At 39.6% G+C, this 18269-nt stretch carries 18 protein-coding genes, 1 pseudogene and 1 riboswitch; of the genes and pseudogenes, 6 read left to right on the forward strand and 13 right to left on the reverse strand.

Annotation, left to right across the window (positions count from 1 at the left end):
• The first annotated feature begins 111 nt into the window (after window positions 1–111).
• The gene (gene rarD / locus IQ283_RS10525) at window positions 112–1053 is read left to right on the forward strand and encodes an EamA family transporter RarD (protein WP_194220134.1); all 942 of its coding nucleotides are present in this window, start codon (window positions 112–114) and stop codon (window positions 1051–1053) included.
• 14 nt (window positions 1054–1067) lie between these two features.
• Here rarD and IQ283_RS10530 read toward each other — a convergent pair whose 3' ends face one another.
• Window positions 1068–1793, reverse strand: a complete 726-nt coding sequence (locus IQ283_RS10530) for a YqjF family protein (RefSeq protein WP_242057321.1) — start codon at window positions 1791–1793, stop codon at window positions 1068–1070.
• Between the two features lie 223 nt (window positions 1794–2016).
• On the opposite strand from IQ283_RS10530, the gene IQ283_RS10535 reads away from it, so the two are divergent.
• Window positions 2017–3048, forward strand: coding sequence for an NADP-dependent oxidoreductase (locus IQ283_RS10535; protein WP_194220135.1), 1032 nt, complete (start codon window positions 2017–2019; stop codon window positions 3046–3048).
• Between the two features lie 125 nt (window positions 3049–3173).
• Complete coding sequence (locus IQ283_RS10540) at window positions 3174–3902, forward strand: TspO/MBR family protein (RefSeq protein WP_194220136.1); 729 nt, start codon at window positions 3174–3176, stop codon at window positions 3900–3902.
• A 48-nt stretch (window positions 3903–3950) separates the two neighbouring features.
• On the opposite strand, the gene IQ283_RS10545 is transcribed toward IQ283_RS10540, so the two are convergent.
• From IQ283_RS10545 to IQ283_RS10570, 6 genes are all read right to left on the reverse strand, one after another.
• Complete coding sequence (locus tag IQ283_RS10545) at window positions 3951–4799, reverse strand: YitT family protein (protein WP_194220137.1); 849 nt, start codon at window positions 4797–4799, stop codon at window positions 3951–3953.
• A 258-nt stretch (window positions 4800–5057) separates the two neighbouring features.
• A complete protein-coding gene (locus tag IQ283_RS10550; protein WP_194220138.1) occupies window positions 5058–5690 on the reverse strand; it encodes a response regulator in 633 nt (210 codons plus the stop codon).
• Window positions 5687–6715 (reverse strand): sensor histidine kinase, encoded by a 1029-nt coding sequence (locus IQ283_RS10555; protein WP_194220139.1) that lies wholly within the window; start codon window positions 6713–6715, stop codon window positions 5687–5689. The genes IQ283_RS10550 and IQ283_RS10555 overlap by 4 nt, the downstream gene beginning before the upstream one ends.
• Window positions 6712–7437 (reverse strand): cell wall-active antibiotics response protein LiaF, encoded by a 726-nt coding sequence (gene liaF / locus IQ283_RS10560; RefSeq protein WP_242057322.1) that lies wholly within the window; start codon window positions 7435–7437, stop codon window positions 6712–6714. The genes IQ283_RS10555 and liaF overlap by 4 nt, the downstream gene beginning before the upstream one ends.
• Window positions 7438–7535: 98 nt before the next feature.
• Window positions 7536–8180 (reverse strand): PspA/IM30 family protein, encoded by a 645-nt coding sequence (locus IQ283_RS10565; RefSeq protein ID WP_194220141.1) that lies wholly within the window; start codon window positions 8178–8180, stop codon window positions 7536–7538.
• Between the two features lie 22 nt (window positions 8181–8202).
• Window positions 8203–8547 (reverse strand): flagellar basal body rod protein, encoded by a 345-nt coding sequence (locus IQ283_RS10570; protein WP_194220142.1) that lies wholly within the window; start codon window positions 8545–8547, stop codon window positions 8203–8205.
• A gap of 191 nt (window positions 8548–8738) precedes the next feature.
• Here IQ283_RS10570 and ytzI point away from each other — a divergent pair, with 191 nt between their 5' ends.
• Window positions 8739–8918: a YtzI protein gene (ytzI, locus tag IQ283_RS10575; RefSeq protein WP_194220143.1), complete on the forward strand. Its 180-nt coding sequence runs from the start codon at window positions 8739–8741 to the stop codon at window positions 8916–8918.
• On the forward strand, window positions 8896–9090 hold the full coding sequence (locus IQ283_RS10580) for a YwbE family protein (protein ID WP_194220144.1): 195 nt from the start codon (window positions 8896–8898) through the stop codon (window positions 9088–9090). Before ytzI ends, IQ283_RS10580 begins: the two co-directional genes overlap by 23 nt.
• Before the next feature lie 55 nt (window positions 9091–9145).
• Here the strand turns inward: IQ283_RS10580 and IQ283_RS10585 are convergent, their stop codons facing one another.
• Both IQ283_RS10585 and IQ283_RS10590 read right to left on the reverse strand, forming a co-directional pair.
• A complete protein-coding gene (locus IQ283_RS10585; protein WP_194220145.1) occupies window positions 9146–10048 on the reverse strand; it encodes an amidase in 903 nt (300 codons plus the stop codon).
• A 44-nt stretch (window positions 10049–10092) separates the two neighbouring features.
• Window positions 10093–10179, reverse strand: a riboswitch (cyclic di-GMP riboswitch).
• Between the two features lie 164 nt (window positions 10180–10343).
• On the reverse strand, window positions 10344–12452 hold the full coding sequence (locus IQ283_RS10590) for a HelD family protein (protein WP_194220146.1): 2109 nt from the start codon (window positions 12450–12452) through the stop codon (window positions 10344–10346).
• Window positions 12453–12687: 235 nt separating this feature from the next.
• Here IQ283_RS10590 and IQ283_RS10595 point away from each other — a divergent pair, with 235 nt between their 5' ends.
• On the forward strand, window positions 12688–14031 hold the full coding sequence (locus IQ283_RS10595) for a copper amine oxidase (protein WP_194220164.1): 1344 nt from the start codon (window positions 12688–12690) through the stop codon (window positions 14029–14031).
• Window positions 14032–14076: 45 nt separating this feature from the next.
• On the opposite strand, the pseudogene IQ283_RS10600 reads toward IQ283_RS10595, so the two are convergent.
• From IQ283_RS10600 to IQ283_RS10615, 4 genes and pseudogenes are all read right to left on the reverse strand, one after another.
• Window positions 14077–14526: pseudogene (locus IQ283_RS10600) on the reverse strand (peroxiredoxin-like family protein); the annotation flags it as partial.
• Window positions 14527–14675: 149 nt separating this feature from the next.
• Window positions 14676–15284, reverse strand: a complete 609-nt coding sequence (locus IQ283_RS10605; RefSeq protein ID WP_194220148.1) for a DedA family protein — start codon at window positions 15282–15284, stop codon at window positions 14676–14678.
• A gap of 231 nt (window positions 15285–15515) precedes the next feature.
• Window positions 15516–16841: an aspartate aminotransferase family protein gene (locus tag IQ283_RS10610; protein WP_194220149.1), complete on the reverse strand. Its 1326-nt coding sequence runs from the start codon at window positions 16839–16841 to the stop codon at window positions 15516–15518.
• A 27-nt stretch (window positions 16842–16868) separates the two neighbouring features.
• Window positions 16869–18266, reverse strand: a complete 1398-nt coding sequence (locus tag IQ283_RS10615) for a YjiH family protein (RefSeq protein ID WP_194220150.1) — start codon at window positions 18264–18266, stop codon at window positions 16869–16871.
• Window positions 18267–18269 lie beyond the last annotated feature (3 nt).

Here is an 18269-nt window from a genome sequence, read left to right on the forward strand (position 1 = left end):
CTTTCGCTTTATGTAACAGTCTATGTTCATAGACGAACGCTTTTTCGTTGTAATGATTTGGAAAGGAAGCTAAACTAGTGTGAAGTGATCTTATGGAAACGAGGAAAAACGATGAAATTTTCAGATAATGAACAAGTGTTTGGGATACTTTCGGGTGCCGGCGCCTATTTCTTATGGGGTATTCTCCCACTATATTGGAAGCTCGTCGGGCAAGTACCATCTGAAGAAGTGTTAGCTCATAGGATCATCTGGTCCTTTGCTTTTATGATTATCATATTAATCGTGCTGAGGAAATTAACTTCATTTAAAATAGAGCTTCTCGGTATTTTTCGTCAGCCGAAGAAGCTAGCAGCGATCGCTTTTGCATCCGTATTCATCACTATAAACTGGTATGCATTCATATGGGCTGTCAATCATGATCACGTCATTCAAACCAGCCTTGGTTACTATATCAACCCATTAATTAGCGTTCTTCTAGGTATTCTATTCTTAAAAGAAAGGCTTTCCTTCTGGCAACTCATTTCATTTGCTCTTGCGACAATTGGCGTATTAAATCTCGTCTTTCGATTTGGAGAAATACCATGGGTCTCTCTCATCCTGGCCATGAGCTTTGGGCTCTATGGTTTATTGAAGAAAAAAGCGAGACTTGGTGCTTTAACAGGACTAACGATTGAGACGCTATTCATTACGCCATTTGCGTTAATTTATTTAATAACAGTGCGTACTAGTGTGGCAGATGCCATGTATTTAGAAGACGTCACTCTTTTCGGATTATTACTAGGCGCTGGAATTGTCACTGCTGTACCACTGTTGCTTTTTGCAAGCGGGGCAAACCGTATTTCGCTTTCGATGATTGGTTTTCTTCAATACATCGCACCTACTTTAATGCTCATACAAGGTGTATTCCTCTATGGAGAGTCGTTTACTTCTGTGCACTTAGTCAGTTTTGCTTTAATTTGGGCAGCACTGGTTATTTTCACCCTTGCTCGCACCAAAATATTCCGTCGCATAGAACCCCGCTCATTTCAAAGAAAGCATTCACTAGAATCGTAATATCAAAAACCCCTTTACTTAATGTGAAGGGGTTTTCCTGTCTGGGTTACATTCTCAAATGGCCACAAATAAGTTGTCACCTTCTTAGAGAAATGAGTAACAACTTGATCAGAGTAGTGATATGGGTGTGAGAGAGTATCACGAAGAACAGCAACATCAACCTTTTGAAGTGGCCATCGATCATGCTTAATTTTCCCCTGAAATACTTTATTTCCTCTTACAATAAAAAGCCGATCTCTTTCTGTAAGCCAAAAATCAAGATCTCCTTTTCGCGCTTCATAAGATGTTCCTAGTGGTTCATAAATAATATGGTAATCGGCTTTTTCAACACCCTTATGTGTTCTTGAAGACCAAAAGCTAATTTGCTTTCCATCACTTTTTTTACCCATTTTTGCTTGAAGGTAAGGAAGGTGAAAAAGGTTTCTCGCCATCATAACACCTGCTTTATGACTAGCATCAAGGCTAAAGAAATACACGCCACGTTTCTGGCCATATTTCACATAAGTCCGCACATTAAGCTCAAGTAGTTTTGAAGCAAATGGAACCGAAGGTAAGCCACGAAACCGAATTTGATTCATTTCAAACGGAACAATTCCAATCCACGCCTTTCCTTCAAACGTATCTACTTCTAGTTGAGGTGGAAGCATGGATTGAAGCCAATCGCGATCAACAGACCAGTGTAGGAACAAAAGATCCTCCCACGTTTGTTTCATAATCCACCCGCTAGTTCTGGGACTCAATTGACCTTCCTCCTCTCTTTCGTATCATAACCAATTATGTCTATTCTTTTCAAAAAAAAAGAGAATTTGAATGTGTTGAAGAAGATGAAAAGTACTGTTTGTAGATGTGCTTATTTACAATGCGAATACTTTGATAAACTGTAATGTTTTGTGGTACCGTTTAGGTGGAACAGCTTAGATAAGAAATGAATGAGGCATCAATCATATAATGGAGGGATTATGAATGAGTAAACAAAGACAAATTCATCTAGCAAAACGACCAGAAGGTATGCCTTCAATGGAACACTTCAACATTGTTGAAGCGGACATTTCATCTCCTAAAGATGGAGAAGTTCTTCTACGTGCACTATACCTTACAGTAGACCCCTACATGAGAGGGCGTATGAGAGATGCAAAATCGTACGTAGCACCATTCCAAATCAACGAACCATTGAACGGTGGTGTCGTGGCAGAAGTTGCCGAATCTAAGTCTTCTCAATTTAATCAAGGTGATGTCGTTATTGGCCACCTAAACTGGGAAGAATACTCAGTTGTGAATGAAAAGCATCTTCGAAAAATCGATCCATCTATCGCTCCAATTACCACGCATCTTGGAATCCTTGGTATGCCTGGACAAACAGCTTACTTCGGACTTCTCGATATTGGTCAGCCTAAAGAAGGCGAAACAGTTGTTGTATCAGGCGCAGCTGGAGCAGTAGGCTCTGTTGTTGGTCAAATTGCCAAAATCAAAGGCTGCCGCGTTGTAGGTATCGCTGGTTCAGACGATAAGATCGACTATATCAAAAACGAACTTGGTTTTGATGAAGGAATTAACTACAAAACCCAGGACGTATACAAAGCGCTAAAAGAAGCTTGTCCAGACGGCATTGACGTTTATTATGAAAACGTTGGTGGCGAAATCGGCGATGCTGCCATTAGCCTACTAAATAAATTTGCTCGTATCCCTGTTTGCGGCGCAATTTCTTCTTACAATAAGAAAGAAGCGGATCTTGGTCCACGCGTTCAGACAAAACTTATCCAATCAAGTGCTCTCATGAAAGGCTTCGTTGTAGGCGATTATTCAGATCGCTTTAATGAAGGTGCGGAGCAATTAGGGAAATGGTTACAAGAAGGCAAGTTAAAATATGAAGAAACAATCGTAGAAGGATTTGAAAACGTTCCTGACGCATTCCTTGGTCTCTTTGAAGGTACAAACCTTGGTAAACAACTTGTAAAAGTAGCAGACCCTGAATATGCTACACTTCCTAATCGCTAATAACACTCACCTGCCCCTCAATTAGGGGCAGGTTTTTCTATGTGCTCATGCACATAAAAAGACGGTTATGTTTAAGATTAAGAAGGAATAGTATGTACTATAGACTTTATTTCTAGGAGGTCCTTATGGGTAAATTTCTTCTTAATCTCATTGCGTATATACTCGTCGTAACAGTAAATGCCCTTGCTAATGCACTACCGTTAAATGGTCAAACGACAGGAGAAATATCAAATAGACTGAACGTACTTTTTACACCTGCCGGCTATGTTTTTAGTATATGGGGGCTGATCTATCTTCTTCTAGGAATATGGGTTATTCGTCAATTTCCTAAAAGTCGGAGAGATTTGCCAATCTACCAGGAGACGAGTGGACTATTTGTTCTAAGTTCCATTCTTAATAGCCTTTGGATTTTCATGTGGCATTATGAATTCTTCGGCTTATCGGTGATCGTTATGCTTCTTTTACTCTTCACACTCATTAGGCTTTATACTAATTTGAAAGCAGCAGACGCTTCTTTCTTTGATTTGTTACCTTTTTCCGTTTATCTGGGTTGGATTAGTGTTGCGACGATCGCCAACATTAGTTACTACCTGACATACATTGACTGGGATGGATTTGGTATACCCGATACGATATGGACATTCCTTCTATTAATCATCGCGACAATTCTTGCTCTTTATTTCTTGAAAAGCGAGCAAGATTGGATCTACCCACTCGTTTTTGTTTGGGCCTTTATTGGGATTGGAGTCAAAAATCAAAATGGAGATGTACCATTAGTCGTTTACTCATCTTATGTACTGGCTGCTCTTATTTTGATCGTTACGCTTCTGTATGCTTTTAAACGTAAGAAATAATTATAGTAAAAAACCCCTTTTCCATTCTGGAAAAGGGGTTTTAAGCTATTATGCAAGAGATTTAAAATCTTGACCAAGAATTTCTTTCATACTGTGAACCGTAATAAAGGCTTTCTGATCAACAACACCAACATGCTTTTTCAATTTAAGAAGATCTTTCCTACCAAGGATTGTTGTAATCACTTCTTTTTCATCAGAAGTAAACGCCCCTCTAGCCGTGTGGATTGTTGCGCCTTTTCCAATCTCTTCAACAATAAATGATCGAATTTCTTCACTTTCTTTACTGATAATCACAATCTCTTTCTTAGCTTCAAAGCTCTGAAGCGTATAATCAATGACTAGGCCATTTAGAATGACACCAAAGATCGCATACATTCCGATTTCAGGTCCAAACAAGACGACTGAGAATAGTGCAATTGAAATATCTGAGATCAGAACGGCTTTTCCAACCTCCATAGAGAAATACTTATTAAGAATCATCGCAATAATATCTGTACCGCCAGTAGAAGCTTTCTGATGAAAGACAAGTCCCATACCAGCTGCAGCAATACACTGACCAATAATTAATTGAATTAAGATATCCTGGCTAAATGGCTCAGTTACTGGTATAAAGCGTTCAAATGCCCATACAGCAAGCGATAAAGCGAAACTCGCATAGATCGTTTTAACACCGAATTTAGGACCGAGAAAAAGAATTCCAACTAACAAAAGTACTGCGTTTAAGATGATCATAAACATTCCGACTGACAGGTTCGGGACTAGATGGTTCATCAGAATCGATAAACCACTGACTCCCCCCGTCGCAAGACTATTAGGAGATAGAAAGAAATGAACGTGGGTAGCAACACCGAGCGCACCCAAAGTAATTAGCAGATAAGTTTTGATGTGATGAAGCATCTATTATCCCTCCCGTTGTTTTGTTTTCGTTTCGTAAGCACAATCGGGATTATAATAGGGATTCAGTGCTTTGTAAACAGCCTAAACCTAAGATTTTTAATTGAAGCGGTTACAACTCATAAATAGGTCTTTATTACTATGTTATCTATTGAATTCGACACTAATATACAAGAATTTTCTTAATTTTCGGTTGCTAAATAAGTAGAATCAACCTCTCTTCATTGTATTAAAAAAAGCAAAAACAGCTTCTGTTTTTGCTCATTTTACAAGGTCATGCTTAAACGCATAAATAACCGCCTGGGTTCGATCATGAACTTCAAGTTTTCCAAGAATGTTGCTCACATGAACCTTTACTGTTTTAAGCGCAATAAACAGTTCATTAGCAATCGTCTGGTTCGCCTTTCCCTGAGCCATTAATAAGAGAATTTCCATCTCTCGATCCGTGAGTTCTTCATGGGGCTGCTTTTGAATTCTACTTCTCATCCGCGACATCATTTTCCCCGTTACTTCAGGTTCAAGAACAGATTCCCCATGGTGCGTTTTTCGAACTGCATTTGCAATCTCCACAGCTTTCGATGTTTTCAGCATATAGCTTGTAGCTCCAGCTTCAAGTGCTGGATAGACTTTTTCGTCATCTAAGAAGCTTGTTACGATAATGATTTTTGCATTTGGCCATTGTGTAATAATCTGTTTCGTTGCTTCAATCCCATCCATTTCTTCCATAACTAGATCCATTAATATGATATCTGGACGAAGGGATAGCGCGAGTTCTACCCCTTTCTTTCCATTATCCGCTTCTCCAATGACGTCAATATCAGCCTGAGCAGATAAATAAGATGAAACGCCAATCCGAACCATTTCATGATCATCGACAAACAAAACTTTAATCATTCTCTACCCCTCCCAACAAGTGGTACGCTTACTTCCAGCCTAGTCCCTTTATGTGGAAGACTGACCAATTTAAGAACCCCTCCGATTTCGAGTGCTCGTTCATGCATGTTTTGTAATCCATATGAAGCAGCTTTCTTCTCGTCCATCTTAAAACCAACCCCATCATCAACTATTCGTAAGATCGTACGTCCATCTCGATGAATAAGTAGAACATCAAGTGTCGATGCCTTCGCATGCCTTAGTGTATTGGATACACATTCCTGTAGTATACGAAACAGATGGTCTTCAACACCTTTATCGAGCTCAATGGCTTCAAGCTTCCAATTCACTTGTATTGGCACCTTTTGAGACAGTTCGTTCAATAGCTCTTTTATTCCTTCCTCGAGTGAGCGATCTTTCAATGCGGCAGGTCTAAGATGAAGTAAGAGAGCGCGCATTTCTAGTTGGGATTGATGAATGGTTTCTTCAATCATCTTAAGGTGCTTTGTTTCTAGATCATCCGCTACTTCACGACTTTCCGTTATCGTACTCATTAACATGGAAGCAGCGAAAAGCTGCTGACTCACGGAGTCATGTAGCTCACGAGCAAGACGATTGCGTTCTTCGGATACGACTTGTTGAACTCGCTTCTCATGATCCTCTGCTTTCTCGTTCGCAAGCTTCTGGGCTAGTCTTACTTGATCATTCATTCGGTTTTGCAATTTATCAATTTGTTCAAAAACGACATTTAGACTTGTACCACTATAGTTATGTAAAGCACGTCCCTTATCAAGTTCCTCTAGCGTATCTGCAATGTTTTGAATTTCTTTACTCGCATATAAACCTGATATCCCTCCAACAGCCGCTCCAATCATTACACATATAATTGGAACGATTAACCCGAACGGTAAGTCCATTAAATCTTTCTCAAATAAAAGGGAAAGAGATGCCGGTGGGAAAACAGTCAAATAAGCGGCAGAGAAAAGAAAAAATAGCAAGAGTGACAGTAATGCACCAAATAGCATATGACGCTTCATGACACTCATACTCTCTTCACCTCTAAATCTCCAGCAAACATCGAGGTGACTAGTTTTACCTTTTCAGTAGCATCATCATATCCATTCGTTTTATAAGAGAGAACTTGATTAAACACTCCAGGTTCTTCATGTTGTAACAACGTGGCAGATCCGATCATAGCTGAATGTTGAATATTCACTTCGAGTTCATAGGGAATGAGTATTTGCACTTTTCCTACGAAGTTTCGAATCATAATAACGGATTCTCCTTTAGGGAGAACCGTGTAACTTAAATCGATAATCGTTTCACCAAAACCAGCTTGAATGTTAATATCATTCCACTCGTACACATGATCATGTGTTTTCTGTCGACCGGACCACTTATTTTGCAACAATGGCTTTTGATGGATCATTCCTTCTTCAGACACTGAAGGTTTTTCAAATACCGGCCTTATTTTCTTCGGTTTTTGTTTGGACTGATAAAACTGGAAGCCAAGATAGACTAATAGAACAAGAAGAAAAAACTTCACGACTACCATATTCATAACGGTCGTTAGAAAGAAAAAGATACCGAGTCCAAGAAAAACTTTTCCTGAAGTTCGTGGAAGACGTTTTCTCCCCATATAAACAAATGCAGCGGAAAGAATTAATAAGAACAGGAGGCCGCCATTTAAAGAAACTTCTAATAGGATAAGAATAACTCCAATTATTAGAAGTCCATTAACAGTGTCAATATGTCTATTTTTCCACACTAGCGTCCCTCCATTCATCACTCATTTATCGTCATTGCACCTTTTATACTCATGACTAAAAAAGGCGCACGCGCCTCTTTTAGAATACCACTATTTCTCTAAGAATTTGAATTGGTTTCTTGTTTTTTCGCCTTTTTCTCAAGTAAGTGGAACTTTGTATCAATAGTAGACATAGCGTAATCTCTATTCACTTTCTTCTCAAGTTGCTCAATATAACTCTCCATCTCATCAAAACGATTAAATGGTTGATCTAGATTCCTTTCTTCCAGAACCAAATCCATCTTATGATGAGCCCTCACACTATTCTCTTTCCCCATTAGTTCCATTCGCTTAATCGACATATCTTTAAGCTTATGCTTCATTTTCTCGTACTTTTGTTCAAGACGTTTAAGTTCAAGATCTGCCTCATCCATCAATTGTGATAAGTGGTTAGCTCTTTCTTCATATTGCAACTGCTCTTGTTTTGCGAACTCATACAGCTCAGCCTCGCCTGCTTCATTTGCTAAAACAGCTTGTCCAGCGCGTTTCTCAGCATTTCTTCGCGCTTTATCTAATTCTCTTCTGAATTCTAAAAGTAGCGTTGACTGCCGCTCGACAAGTTTTCTCGCCTTTTCCACTTCTCTTTCACACTGTCTTAAATAGTGATTTAAAAGGGAAATTGGATTTTTCTCCTCCTTCTGGTCAAGGATGCTATGAAAATCAGCTTCAATTGAGTTTTTGATGCGATTAAGTAAATTTGGCATGTCCATTCTCTCCTTTGTTTGATTAACTTTTCTTCAGTTCATCCCATTGCTTTTCAAAATTTGTGAATGGGTCATTGTCTTTCTTATCGTCACTTGCTCCATCCCACTTTTTATAAACGACATAAAGAATGTAGATAGCTACGAGACCAAGAATAGCTGGCATATTCGCCACGGCAGTACTTAAACCGATGAATCCTAAGATCCCCCAGATGACTTTACCAGTTGTTGAATCTGCCTGAATAAACTTCTTAAATGCAATGTAGAGGATGCCAAGGCTAATCATCATACCTACTAATGAACCAAGATTCGACAACAATACAATCGCAGCGATGATCCCAAGTAAAAGCAAACCTGCTTTCTTCATCATAATCGCCTCCTTTCATACTTTGATTCTACCTGCTTACCAAAGCCTCCATAATGAGCTAAAGCTATATATTTATATAGGACCAGCGACTTAGACAGATTAAGCTATATGACAACCCTCGTCAGATCATGTTCTACCTTAATCGCGATAATCATGGTAAAGTGAAAGCAGACATCACGGAAAGGAGTTCGGGAATGGTTATTACGATAACAGTCATCGTCGTTGTCATTATGACGATTGTCATTGCCGCTGCTTTTGGAATGGCTGTATCAAAAGGATACAGTGTCAAACATACTGTCGATCCGTTGCCTGAGGAGCAGCATAACGAAACGACAGAGAAAGAGGTTACTGATGAACGGACAGAACAGAAGTAATATAGAACCAGGGAAAACCGTTGATATCGTCTTGAAACACGATCAGCGTTCAGGGAAAACGACAAGAGGAATCGTGAAAGATATCCTGACGAAGTCTCCGACCCATCCGCATGGTATCAAAGTACGTCTTGAAGATGGACAGGTTGGTCGCGTCAAATCAATTTTATCGTAAGCTGAATTCATAAAAATAACCCCCGGCTGATTTTCAGTCCGGGGGTTCATCTTTATTATTGTTTTAACGCCATCCAACTATCAAGATAATGTATGGAAAAACCTTGTACTGAAGAGGAATGCTCATATGCAGTCTTTACTTTGAGAAGTTCTTCTGTCATGACTGCTTCTCCCTCTTCAAAGAATGAAATGTAGGAAGCTTCTGACGTTTGCCCTGTCTCTACACCAACGGAGATTTTCTTTCCATATTTTTCAGCTAAAGCTATCTCATTGCTAATAAGAGCAACAATTCCATTTGCACCATCAGCACGATCACGGTAAGCCATTAATGTAGTCACATCCGCCGTTTTAATAATCCAATCAGCTAAGTTTCCCGATCCATAACGATTGTTGTAAGATTGTTCGTCAAACCAAAAAGGAGTGTCGACACCAAACGATAACCCAAGGCTCATCGCATGAGTTTTTCCATCTGATAAACGGTCTTGATAGAAAGCAATCGTTTTTTGATAACTATTCGTCCAGCCAGAATGAAGATAAGGTTCTATATCAAGATGAACACCACTAAACTTTTGATTCTCTGTCGCATTAGCTTGATAGGAATCCAACCAGTTAAATAAGTTCGCCTGATATGTAGCACCATTTCTTGTAGCCCAATTTGGTGCCCCATCTAGAGCATGTACACGAATACCTTTGGATGTCGCATTTTCAATAAATGATTCATAAGAAGATGCCATCACTGAACGATTTATTTGCAAGTAAGCATCGGTTACTTGTTTCTCCTCCATAAACTGAAGGATGTCATTTGATTTCGTTTCAATGTCCCTTGTGTTCCAAATCCATGTAGCAAGAGAAGTGTCCATTTCTATCCCCTCAGCTTTCCCCTCAGGCAAAACCATTATCTGCACAAAAAAGCCCAGTATAAAAAAGAGAATTCCAACAGCAGCCGATACATTCTTCACATGTACACTCTCCTTTTTTTGAACCCAGAGCTCAAAAAAAGGAGCCTGGCGGTTTGGCAACCATTCGCATTCATGCGGGCAGGCCCATAACTTTGCGTCCCTGCTTTTCAACAGGTTTGCCTTTTTCAGTTTTATATTCCAACTACTTTTATTATCGGCAATAAATAATAAAGAGTTTAGCTTTTTTTGTAGAGTGTGTGAATAAAATGCTCAATGGTGCTAATACTTGAATGTACTAACAATCGATCATTTAATGGTATGAAATAGCAGAGGTAACCTTTAAACAAACGTTTGATTAAACTGGTAGCAATTGTGAAGGAGTATCTATATAAAAGAGTTTTAATTCATGCAATGCTCTTGTACATCCTACATATAGTAATTTCGCATCTGTTGCATGTGTACTATAATTATCTTCGTTAACATTTGCCAATATAACTCCATCGAATTCTAATCCCTTAGTAAGATAGATCGGCACAATTGATAGTCCCCCTTCATAAGATCGATCATCCGCAGTAATGAGATGCAACTTCACATCATACCTACTAAGATTGTCATACAAATCATGACATTCCTCTTCGCTCCTACCAACAATCGCTACTGTATTCATACCTCTCTCTTTCATTTCTTTAGCTGATTTTAACAAGCTACTAACATGCCTCTTCTTATCTATTTTGCTTATTTCAACTTTCTTCCCACTTCGAAAAACAGGCACAGCCGGTTGAACAGGTATATCCGCATGAGCTATCACTTCATTCGCAAATTCAATAATTTCTAAAGTCGAACGATAACTTTGTTCAAGTTCCATATAAAGGTCTTTACCGTTGAAAAGCACCCTAGATTCTTCCCAGCTATGAATGCCCTTATATGAATGAATGCCCTGTGCCAAATCCCCTAATATTGTAAAAGATTGACTTCGATTCACATCTTTCAGAAGCGCCAGTTGAAAAGGTGAAAAGTCCTGAGCTTCGTCAATTACAATATGCTGAAACCTATGTTCTTTATCAATACCGTTCAATTGAAATTGAATGTAGAGGAGAGGGGCAAGGTCGTCCGGCGATAATTTCTTATTTTTTAATCGCTTTGCCGTTTCCATTACAAGTTCTTCACTTATAACATCTGCTCTTTCTGATTGTGTTATGTAGCTAGGAACATTCGATTGAAAAAGTGATTGATAGAACGAAAGAGCAGTTTGCTTCGGCCATGTTTTAAAATAATTCCTCAGTTGATCGTTTGCTAGTTTGCGATATTCTTTCTTTAAATGGGCTCCCTCTACCGATTTGATCTCATCTTTTATCCAAATTTTAAAACGATTCATCATCATTTCGCGTTTACGTCCAACAGGATATGCAGAAAGATCTTTTAACCATTGTTCGATCTTCGTTTCTGAAAGCTCCCTTCCTTCAAATGGATGAAAGGAGCCAACCGGACCGACTGAGTTGCTATAACGATGTATAGCTTGATCAATCCATTCTTTAAATGTCAGTGATCCTTTTACTCTTCCTTCTGCAATTGAAAAATCGAATTGACTCTTCCCAAACCACTTTTTGAGGTCGTGTCCAGATGAATCAATCGTAATCTTTTCTTCAATCGTTTTTATTGTCCAATCCGTGAAGGTTGATTGTTGAATTCCCCCTACGCCTAGTTCCGGAAGGACACCTGAAATATAATCAAGAAACATCCTATTCGGTGCAAAGATAATCATTTTACCCGCTTGAATGGTATCTCTGTATTCATATAGTAAGAAAGCTAATCGATGAAGCGCAACCGTTGTCTTACCACTTCCTGCTGCTCCTTGAATTATAAGTGGCATCGATCGCTCAGCACGAATAATATCATTTTGCTTTGTTTGTATTGTCGATACGATATCACGGAGACGGTTATCTTTATTTTCACTCAGACGATATAGAAGAAATTCATCTGAGCCACTTAAATCATCGCTACCTTCTACATAGGTGTCTACGACTCGCTGAAGTTCTTTATCTCGAATCACAATATTTCGTTTCAGCTCTATGTTCCCTTCGATGAGGCCATCAGGCGATACATAATAAACATCCTCTTCCGGCCCTGTAAAGGCATAAAACATACTCGCAACAGGAGCTCTCCAATCTACAACCAGAGAATCCTGTGAATCTCCATGTGCTACGCCAACTTTCCCAATATAATACGAATGTGATTCCTTCTCATCCTCTTGAAAATCCATTCGTGCAAAGTATGGTTCTTTTGAAGATATGGCAAGAGATTGACGATTCTCCTCTCGAATGCTCTCAAGAACTTGTTCTGTTACATTATCGCCAGAATACCTGGGGTAGTTCTCCAACACCTGCCGCTGTTTTGTAATCTCCGCAGCGATTTGATCGAGTTGCTGCTTCTCTTTCCGATAGGCACTTTGAGTCTTATTGTCCAAGATCAGTTACCTCCTTATGAGATTTGTCTCTAAATCAGACAGAAGTTTAATATTACCACAAATTAGGTAGTTCAACCAATTGTTTTTAGAAAATTAAAAATTAGTGTTTTTTTCGTTTAAAAAACTTTATTAAAAAGTTTATAAATAAATGATCCAACTATTCACTTTGAACGTTAGCTATGTGTAATCAAAATAAACGGTAAAAAAATCGAGGAGAGTGAAAAGTAAAATGAACATGAAAAAAGCATTCAAGAAATTAATGGTTCCTGCATTAGGCCTAACCTTATTATTCCCAACAGTTGCTGGGGCAGCGGCAGCTGAGCCAACAGCCAAAACGCCTGCTTCAGATCTACGCTCAACACTTGACCAGCTCTTATCTGAACATTTTGTACTAGCTGTTTCATCCATGACGAAATCATATGACGGTACAGAGGATGCAGAAGAAGTAACTGAAGCCCTGGATCAGAACGCAGCTGATATGACACCAGCGATTGCATCTGTCTATGGCGATGAAGCCGCTGCACAATTTGAAGATATCTTTCGAGGTCACAATGATTACTCCGCTGATTTCGTAAAAGCAGCAACCGAAGATGATGCAGAACTTCGTAAAGAAGCTGAAGCTGAAGTAGACGAATTTGTTGAAGAATTCTCCACGTTCCTTGATACAGCTACAGAAGGTAATCTTCCTAAGGAAGCCGCTGCAGATGTTCTAGAAGTTCACGAAGATCAAGTCCTAACAACTTTTGATGAGTATACAGAAGGAAATTACGAAGAAGCTTACACGACATTCCGTGAAGGGCATAAGCATATGTTTGCGATCAGCAAAGCACTATCTAGTGCAATTGTAACGCAGATGCCTGATAAATTTGAAAATACAAAAGCTGATACTCCTGCTGCAGACTTACGCTCAACTCTAAACAGCCTTGCATCTGAGCACTTTGCTCTTTCTTCCCTTGGTCTTGAAAAAGGCTATGACCAATCAGAAGACTATGACTTTGTTAACTGGGCTGAGGACAGAAACACAGCTGACTTTAAAGCGGCTATCGGTTCGATCTACGGAGATGAAGGGGCTGCTCAGTTTGAAAAGATCTGGCAAGAAGATCATATTGCTGCACAAGCTGACCTTGTAGTCGCATCTCTATCTGAGGACGAGGAAGCTATGGAAATGGCGAAAGAACGTATGATGACAACATTCCCTAAGAACTTTGGAGCTTTTCTAGGAACAGCAACAGAAGAAAACCTTCCAACCGACGCTGCTACTGAAGCTCTTATGGCTCATGAAAAACAAGTAATTGGATCATTTGAAGCTTACATGTCTGGTGATTACGAAGGTTCAATTGAACAATTCCGTGAAGGCTATGCATTCATGTTTGGTGTAGGCGAATCTCTTGGAGGCGCTATAGTTAAGCAAATGCCAGACAAATTTGCAGGAGAAGCAATGCCTGGTGATATGCCAAAAACAGGTATGGGTGGTGCGAGTGAGCAGTCATCTGACCTAACAGCACTTTGGATTACTCTTGGTTCTCTAGCAGCTGCTGGTTCAGCATTTGCCATTCGCAAAAAAGTCGTTAACCAATAAACCATATGCCTTTCCTTATAATGAATATGCAAAAAGCGCTTCTAACTAATTGTTAGAAGCGCTTTTTCTACCTCGCAACACATCAATAACTAAATCGATCTTCGCATGATCTTCCGGGGACTTATCAATATGATGCCAGATTAACTTCCCTCTCTCATCAAACACCCACGTTCCACCTTGAATATAAACATCCTGCGTTTTCATCGACTTTAATACAAAATCCTTTTTCTTTTGTTCTTTTGGAATAAACCCATCCATCTTCCGGGTGACAAATCCAATCGCTGCTTGTCCAAGTAATTTCCACTTTGGCATCGTGTGATGTCCCATGCCACGGTATGCCTCTCTCTTCGGATCACCTGCAATGACAAACGGAAATTCTCCAAAAGCCTCTGTAAACTGGCTAATATAAGTAGCATTTGAGGGGGCGATGGCTATAATCTGAAAGCCCTCATTCTCAATTTCATTTACGCGCTTACGCAACTGCGTAAGATAAGCTCGACAAACTGGTCAGCCAAGGTGACGGACAAATACGACCATCGATTTCTTTTGATTAATCAGTTGCTCCAGAGTAACAGTGGTACTTCCTGGAACTTCGAGTTCATAATTTAATTTATCCAATACAATCTCTCCTTACCTGATCAATGTTACGTTTGATCGGTGTTGAACACTTGTTTCTTACTATCGATTTTACACCTTTTACGATAGTAGTGATACCCAATGAACCCAATAACTGCCACTACAACAATTAAAAAGACATATTTCTGTATGCTCCCTAAAATCGCTTGAACTGATTTTATATTCCCATTCCGCCCAATCCACAACATAGCGATTGTCCAAGGAAATATACCGACGAAGGTAAGTGCTCCAAATATCCAGGGCTTGACCTTACTCATACCAGACACATAGGATACATAGTTCCCTATCCCAAGTGGGCGTGTAATCGCAATACTCCATGAACCACATTTTCTAAACCATCTTTGAACGCGTTCAACCTTCTTCTTTTTTAATTTCCTTTCGACTTTATCCTTTACTTTCAAACCGATCCCATATGGAATAAAACTAAAAATCGTGTAAATACCGCTCGTTAGAAATGCAAAACCAACCATCTCGATCATTGAAGCATTCAATAAATAACCGTACGTCAAAGTCATCATCCCCCCCGGAAAAGGTAGAGATGATGCTTCAATAGCATTGCTTATTAAAAGACCCCAGATTCCAAGCTCTTTCAGGAAATGAATCAGAAATTCCAGCATAGTGGATCCCCTCTCAATTTAAAACTATGTATTAAGTTCCCTGATCAGTGAGTCTGAAACCAATGTAACACTGTTTTAATACGTAATACTGAATTGATATGTCGTTTTAACCCGCAAACTTTGAAATATTTCCGCGGAAATGAAATGATTTACTCGATTTATTAGTTATATCCACGTAGCTGTAAAAAACAAACCCCCATCACGTCCATAGTGATGGGGGTTATTAAAACATTATCCTACAGAAACAACGTGTTTCTCTTGTTCAAACTCCGTGACAGCTTCCTCAAAAATACGGAGGCCTTCATCAATTTGTTCTTTCGTAATAATCAATGGAGGAATCATTCGAATCACTTCTTGATGTTTTCCGCACAGATAGAAAAGCACCCCTTTTTCAAGAGACAGATCTAGTATCCGCATCATTCCATTTCCGTCTGGAGCGCCTGTCTCTGGATCAATAATTTCAATTCCAATCATTAAACCTACACCACGGACATCTCCGATCACATGGTGCTTTTCCTTTATAAGAGCTAATTTTTCTAATGCATAAGCACCCATATCCTTCGAATTGGAAAGTAATCCTTCTTCTTCAATTACGTCGAGAGTAGCTAGCGCCGCTGAACAAGCAATCGGATTACCACCAAATGTTGTGCCATGTGTTCCCATAGGCCACTGACTCATTAGTTCTTTTGAAGCTACTGTGGCGCTAAGAGGCATCCCAGAGGCAATTCCTTTTGCGATCGCCATAATATCAGGTGTAACATCAAACGTCTGTGCAGCGAACCAGTCACCAGTCCGCCCGAATCCTGTTTGAACTTCATCAAAGATTAGCAGCATGCCATGGCGATCACAAATCTCTCTTACTTTTTGTAACCATTCTTTCGGTGGAATGATATAGCCACCTTCTCCTAGAACAGGTTCCACGATTACGCAAGCCACTTCTTCAGGAGTTACCTGATGATCAAAAAGCATTTCGAAATCTTTCTCAAGCTCACCAACACAATAATCTTCTACACTTTGTCCTTCTGGACAACTAGCAGCATCCGCATAAGGAATTTGATAGGTTAGTCCATTAGGCTGTAAAAATTTACGGTATTTGCTTTTTGATGTACTTACACCAAGAGCACCAAGCGAGCGTCCATGAAAGCAACCTGTAAAGGAAACAACATACGGTCGTTTCGTTACATATTTAGCAAGTTTCATCGCACCTTCAATGGCCTCAGTGCCACTGTTCGCAAAGAAAAAGCAATCTAAATCTTTCGGCATAATGCCTTGAAGACGTTCTGCTAGCTTTAGAATTGAATCATACATAATTACTCCTGAAGGCCCGTGCATAAGAGAGTCAGCACCGTCCTTTATAGCCTGTACAACCTTAGGGTGACGGTGGCCCGTATTCGCTACGGCAATACCTGATGTAAAATCTAGGTACGTTTGGCCATCTGCCCCATAGTAATAGCAACCCTCTTCTTTCACGACTGGTAAATTCGGATGATCCTTTGCCATACTTGGTGCAAGATAGTCTGACATGTTGTTGTATCTATGTTCAAATGATGTAGCCAATGTGATATCCTCCTTTAAATTCTGCTTTTATACAAAGAAATGGGCCATGACAACAATAATCGGAAGTGTTATAACCGTACGTTGCAAGAAAATAATAGCAAGTTCTAGAACTGAAATTGGAATTTTCGATTTCACTAGCAAAATACCAATCTCTGACATATAAATTAATTGTGTTAATGAAATAGCTGCAATAACAAATCGCGTTAATTCACTTTCAATCCCTGTTCCTATAACTGCAGGTAAAAACATATCTGCAAAACCAACTAACATAGCCGGCGCTGCTTTAGCTGCTTCAGGAATTTGCATAAGTTCAAGGACCGGTACGATCGGCATTGATAAATATGTGAAGAAAGGCGTAAATTCAGCAATAATAAGGGCAATTGTTCCAAGTGCCATCACAAGCGGAATAAGAGCAAAATAAATATCAAGCACGGTGTTAACACCCTGACCAGCTACATGCTTCACTCCTTTTACTTCAGAAGCCTTCTCTAGTGCTTTTTGTATTCCCCATTTGAAGCTAGAGACACCCTCAGGTACATCTTCAGAAATTTGTTTTCCTGTACCCTCATAGTACGTGTCCGCTTTACGAGATAGCGGTGGTATACGTGGACAAACAAACGCAGCAACTAGCCCTGCTACCACAACCGTAAAGTAGAACGGAATAAACATATCTTCTAAACCAATAAAGCTAATAACAACAAGACTGAATGCGATCGAATTGATCGAAAAATTTGTTGCAATAACAGCAGCTTCTCTTTTTGTATAATAGCCTTCTTCATACTGTTTCGTTGTAATCAGTACCCCAACGGTTCCTGCCCCCATCCAGGAAGCAAGCGCATCTATGGATGAGCGACCAGGTAACTTAAACAAAGGACGCATCACATAACGAAGGGCTGTTCCGAAGAAATCCATTAACCCAAATTCTAGTAAGAGAGGCATTAACAGACCAGCAAAGAGAAACCATGCTGCAAGAACGGGAACGAGTGAGTATAGCATTGTACCACCCGAAACATCCGAGATGATAAATTCTGGACCGAATTTAAACAGTGTCATTACTGCGAATAATGCACCGATTAACCTCGTACTAATCCAGAACCAATTCACATAAAATAATTGCTTCAGAAACGGACGAAGCATGATGGCTTTTGGTTCAAACGCTTTTGCAATAATAGGAATAATAGCAGATAAAATAAGAATGGCGGTCATAAATCCAGGCAAGATAGGCGCTAGTTTTATTTGTATAGACTCAGCCAAAATCCCGACCCCAATCGTCATTTTCCCATTAAAAGGAACGGGAACAAGAAATAATAAGATACCGATTAACGATGGAATAAGAAACCATGCATACGCTTTTTTTGTTTGAGATTTCTCTACTGATTGACCCGTACTTTCAAGAGGATAGGATTTTTCCTGTTTAACTTCCATTCT

It is taken from the genome of Pseudalkalibacillus hwajinpoensis (assembly GCF_015234585.1).
In the GTDB taxonomy this organism is placed as follows: domain Bacteria; phylum Bacillota; class Bacilli; order Bacillales; family Guptibacillaceae; genus Guptibacillus; species Guptibacillus hwajinpoensis_B.

Coding starts and splice junctions, on each gene's coding strand:
- rarD (WP_194220134.1), top strand. CDS start 112: ATGAAATTTTCAGATAATGAACAAGTGTTTGGGATACTTTCGGGTGCC.
- IQ283_RS10535 (WP_194220135.1), top strand. CDS start 2,017: ATGAGTAAACAAAGACAAATTCATCTAGCAAAACGACCAGAAGGTATG.
- IQ283_RS10540 (WP_194220136.1), top strand. CDS start 3,174: ATGGGTAAATTTCTTCTTAATCTCATTGCGTATATACTCGTCGTAACA.
- IQ283_RS10545 (WP_194220137.1), bottom strand. CDS start 4,799: ATGCTTCATCACATCAAAACTTATCTGCTAATTACTTTGGGTGCGCTC.
- IQ283_RS10550 (WP_194220138.1), bottom strand. CDS start 5,690: ATGATTAAAGTTTTGTTTGTCGATGATCATGAAATGGTTCGGATTGGC.
- IQ283_RS10555 (WP_194220139.1), bottom strand. CDS start 6,715: ATGAGTGTCATGAAGCGTCATATGCTATTTGGTGCATTACTGTCACTC.
- IQ283_RS10565 (WP_194220141.1), bottom strand. CDS start 8,180: ATGCCAAATTTACTTAATCGCATCAAAAACTCAATTGAAGCTGATTTT.
- IQ283_RS10570 (WP_194220142.1), bottom strand. CDS start 8,547: ATGATGAAGAAAGCAGGTTTGCTTTTACTTGGGATCATCGCTGCGATT.
- ytzI (WP_194220143.1), top strand. CDS start 8,739: ATGGTTATTACGATAACAGTCATCGTCGTTGTCATTATGACGATTGTC.
- IQ283_RS10580 (WP_194220144.1), top strand. CDS start 8,896: ATGAACGGACAGAACAGAAGTAATATAGAACCAGGGAAAACCGTTGAT.
- IQ283_RS10595 (WP_194220164.1), top strand. CDS start 12,688: ATGAAAAAAGCATTCAAGAAATTAATGGTTCCTGCATTAGGCCTAACC.
- IQ283_RS10605 (WP_194220148.1), bottom strand. CDS start 15,284: ATGCTGGAATTTCTGATTCATTTCCTGAAAGAGCTTGGAATCTGGGGT.
- IQ283_RS10615 (WP_194220150.1), bottom strand. CDS start 18,266: ATGGAAGTTAAACAGGAAAAATCCTATCCTCTTGAAAGTACGGGTCAA.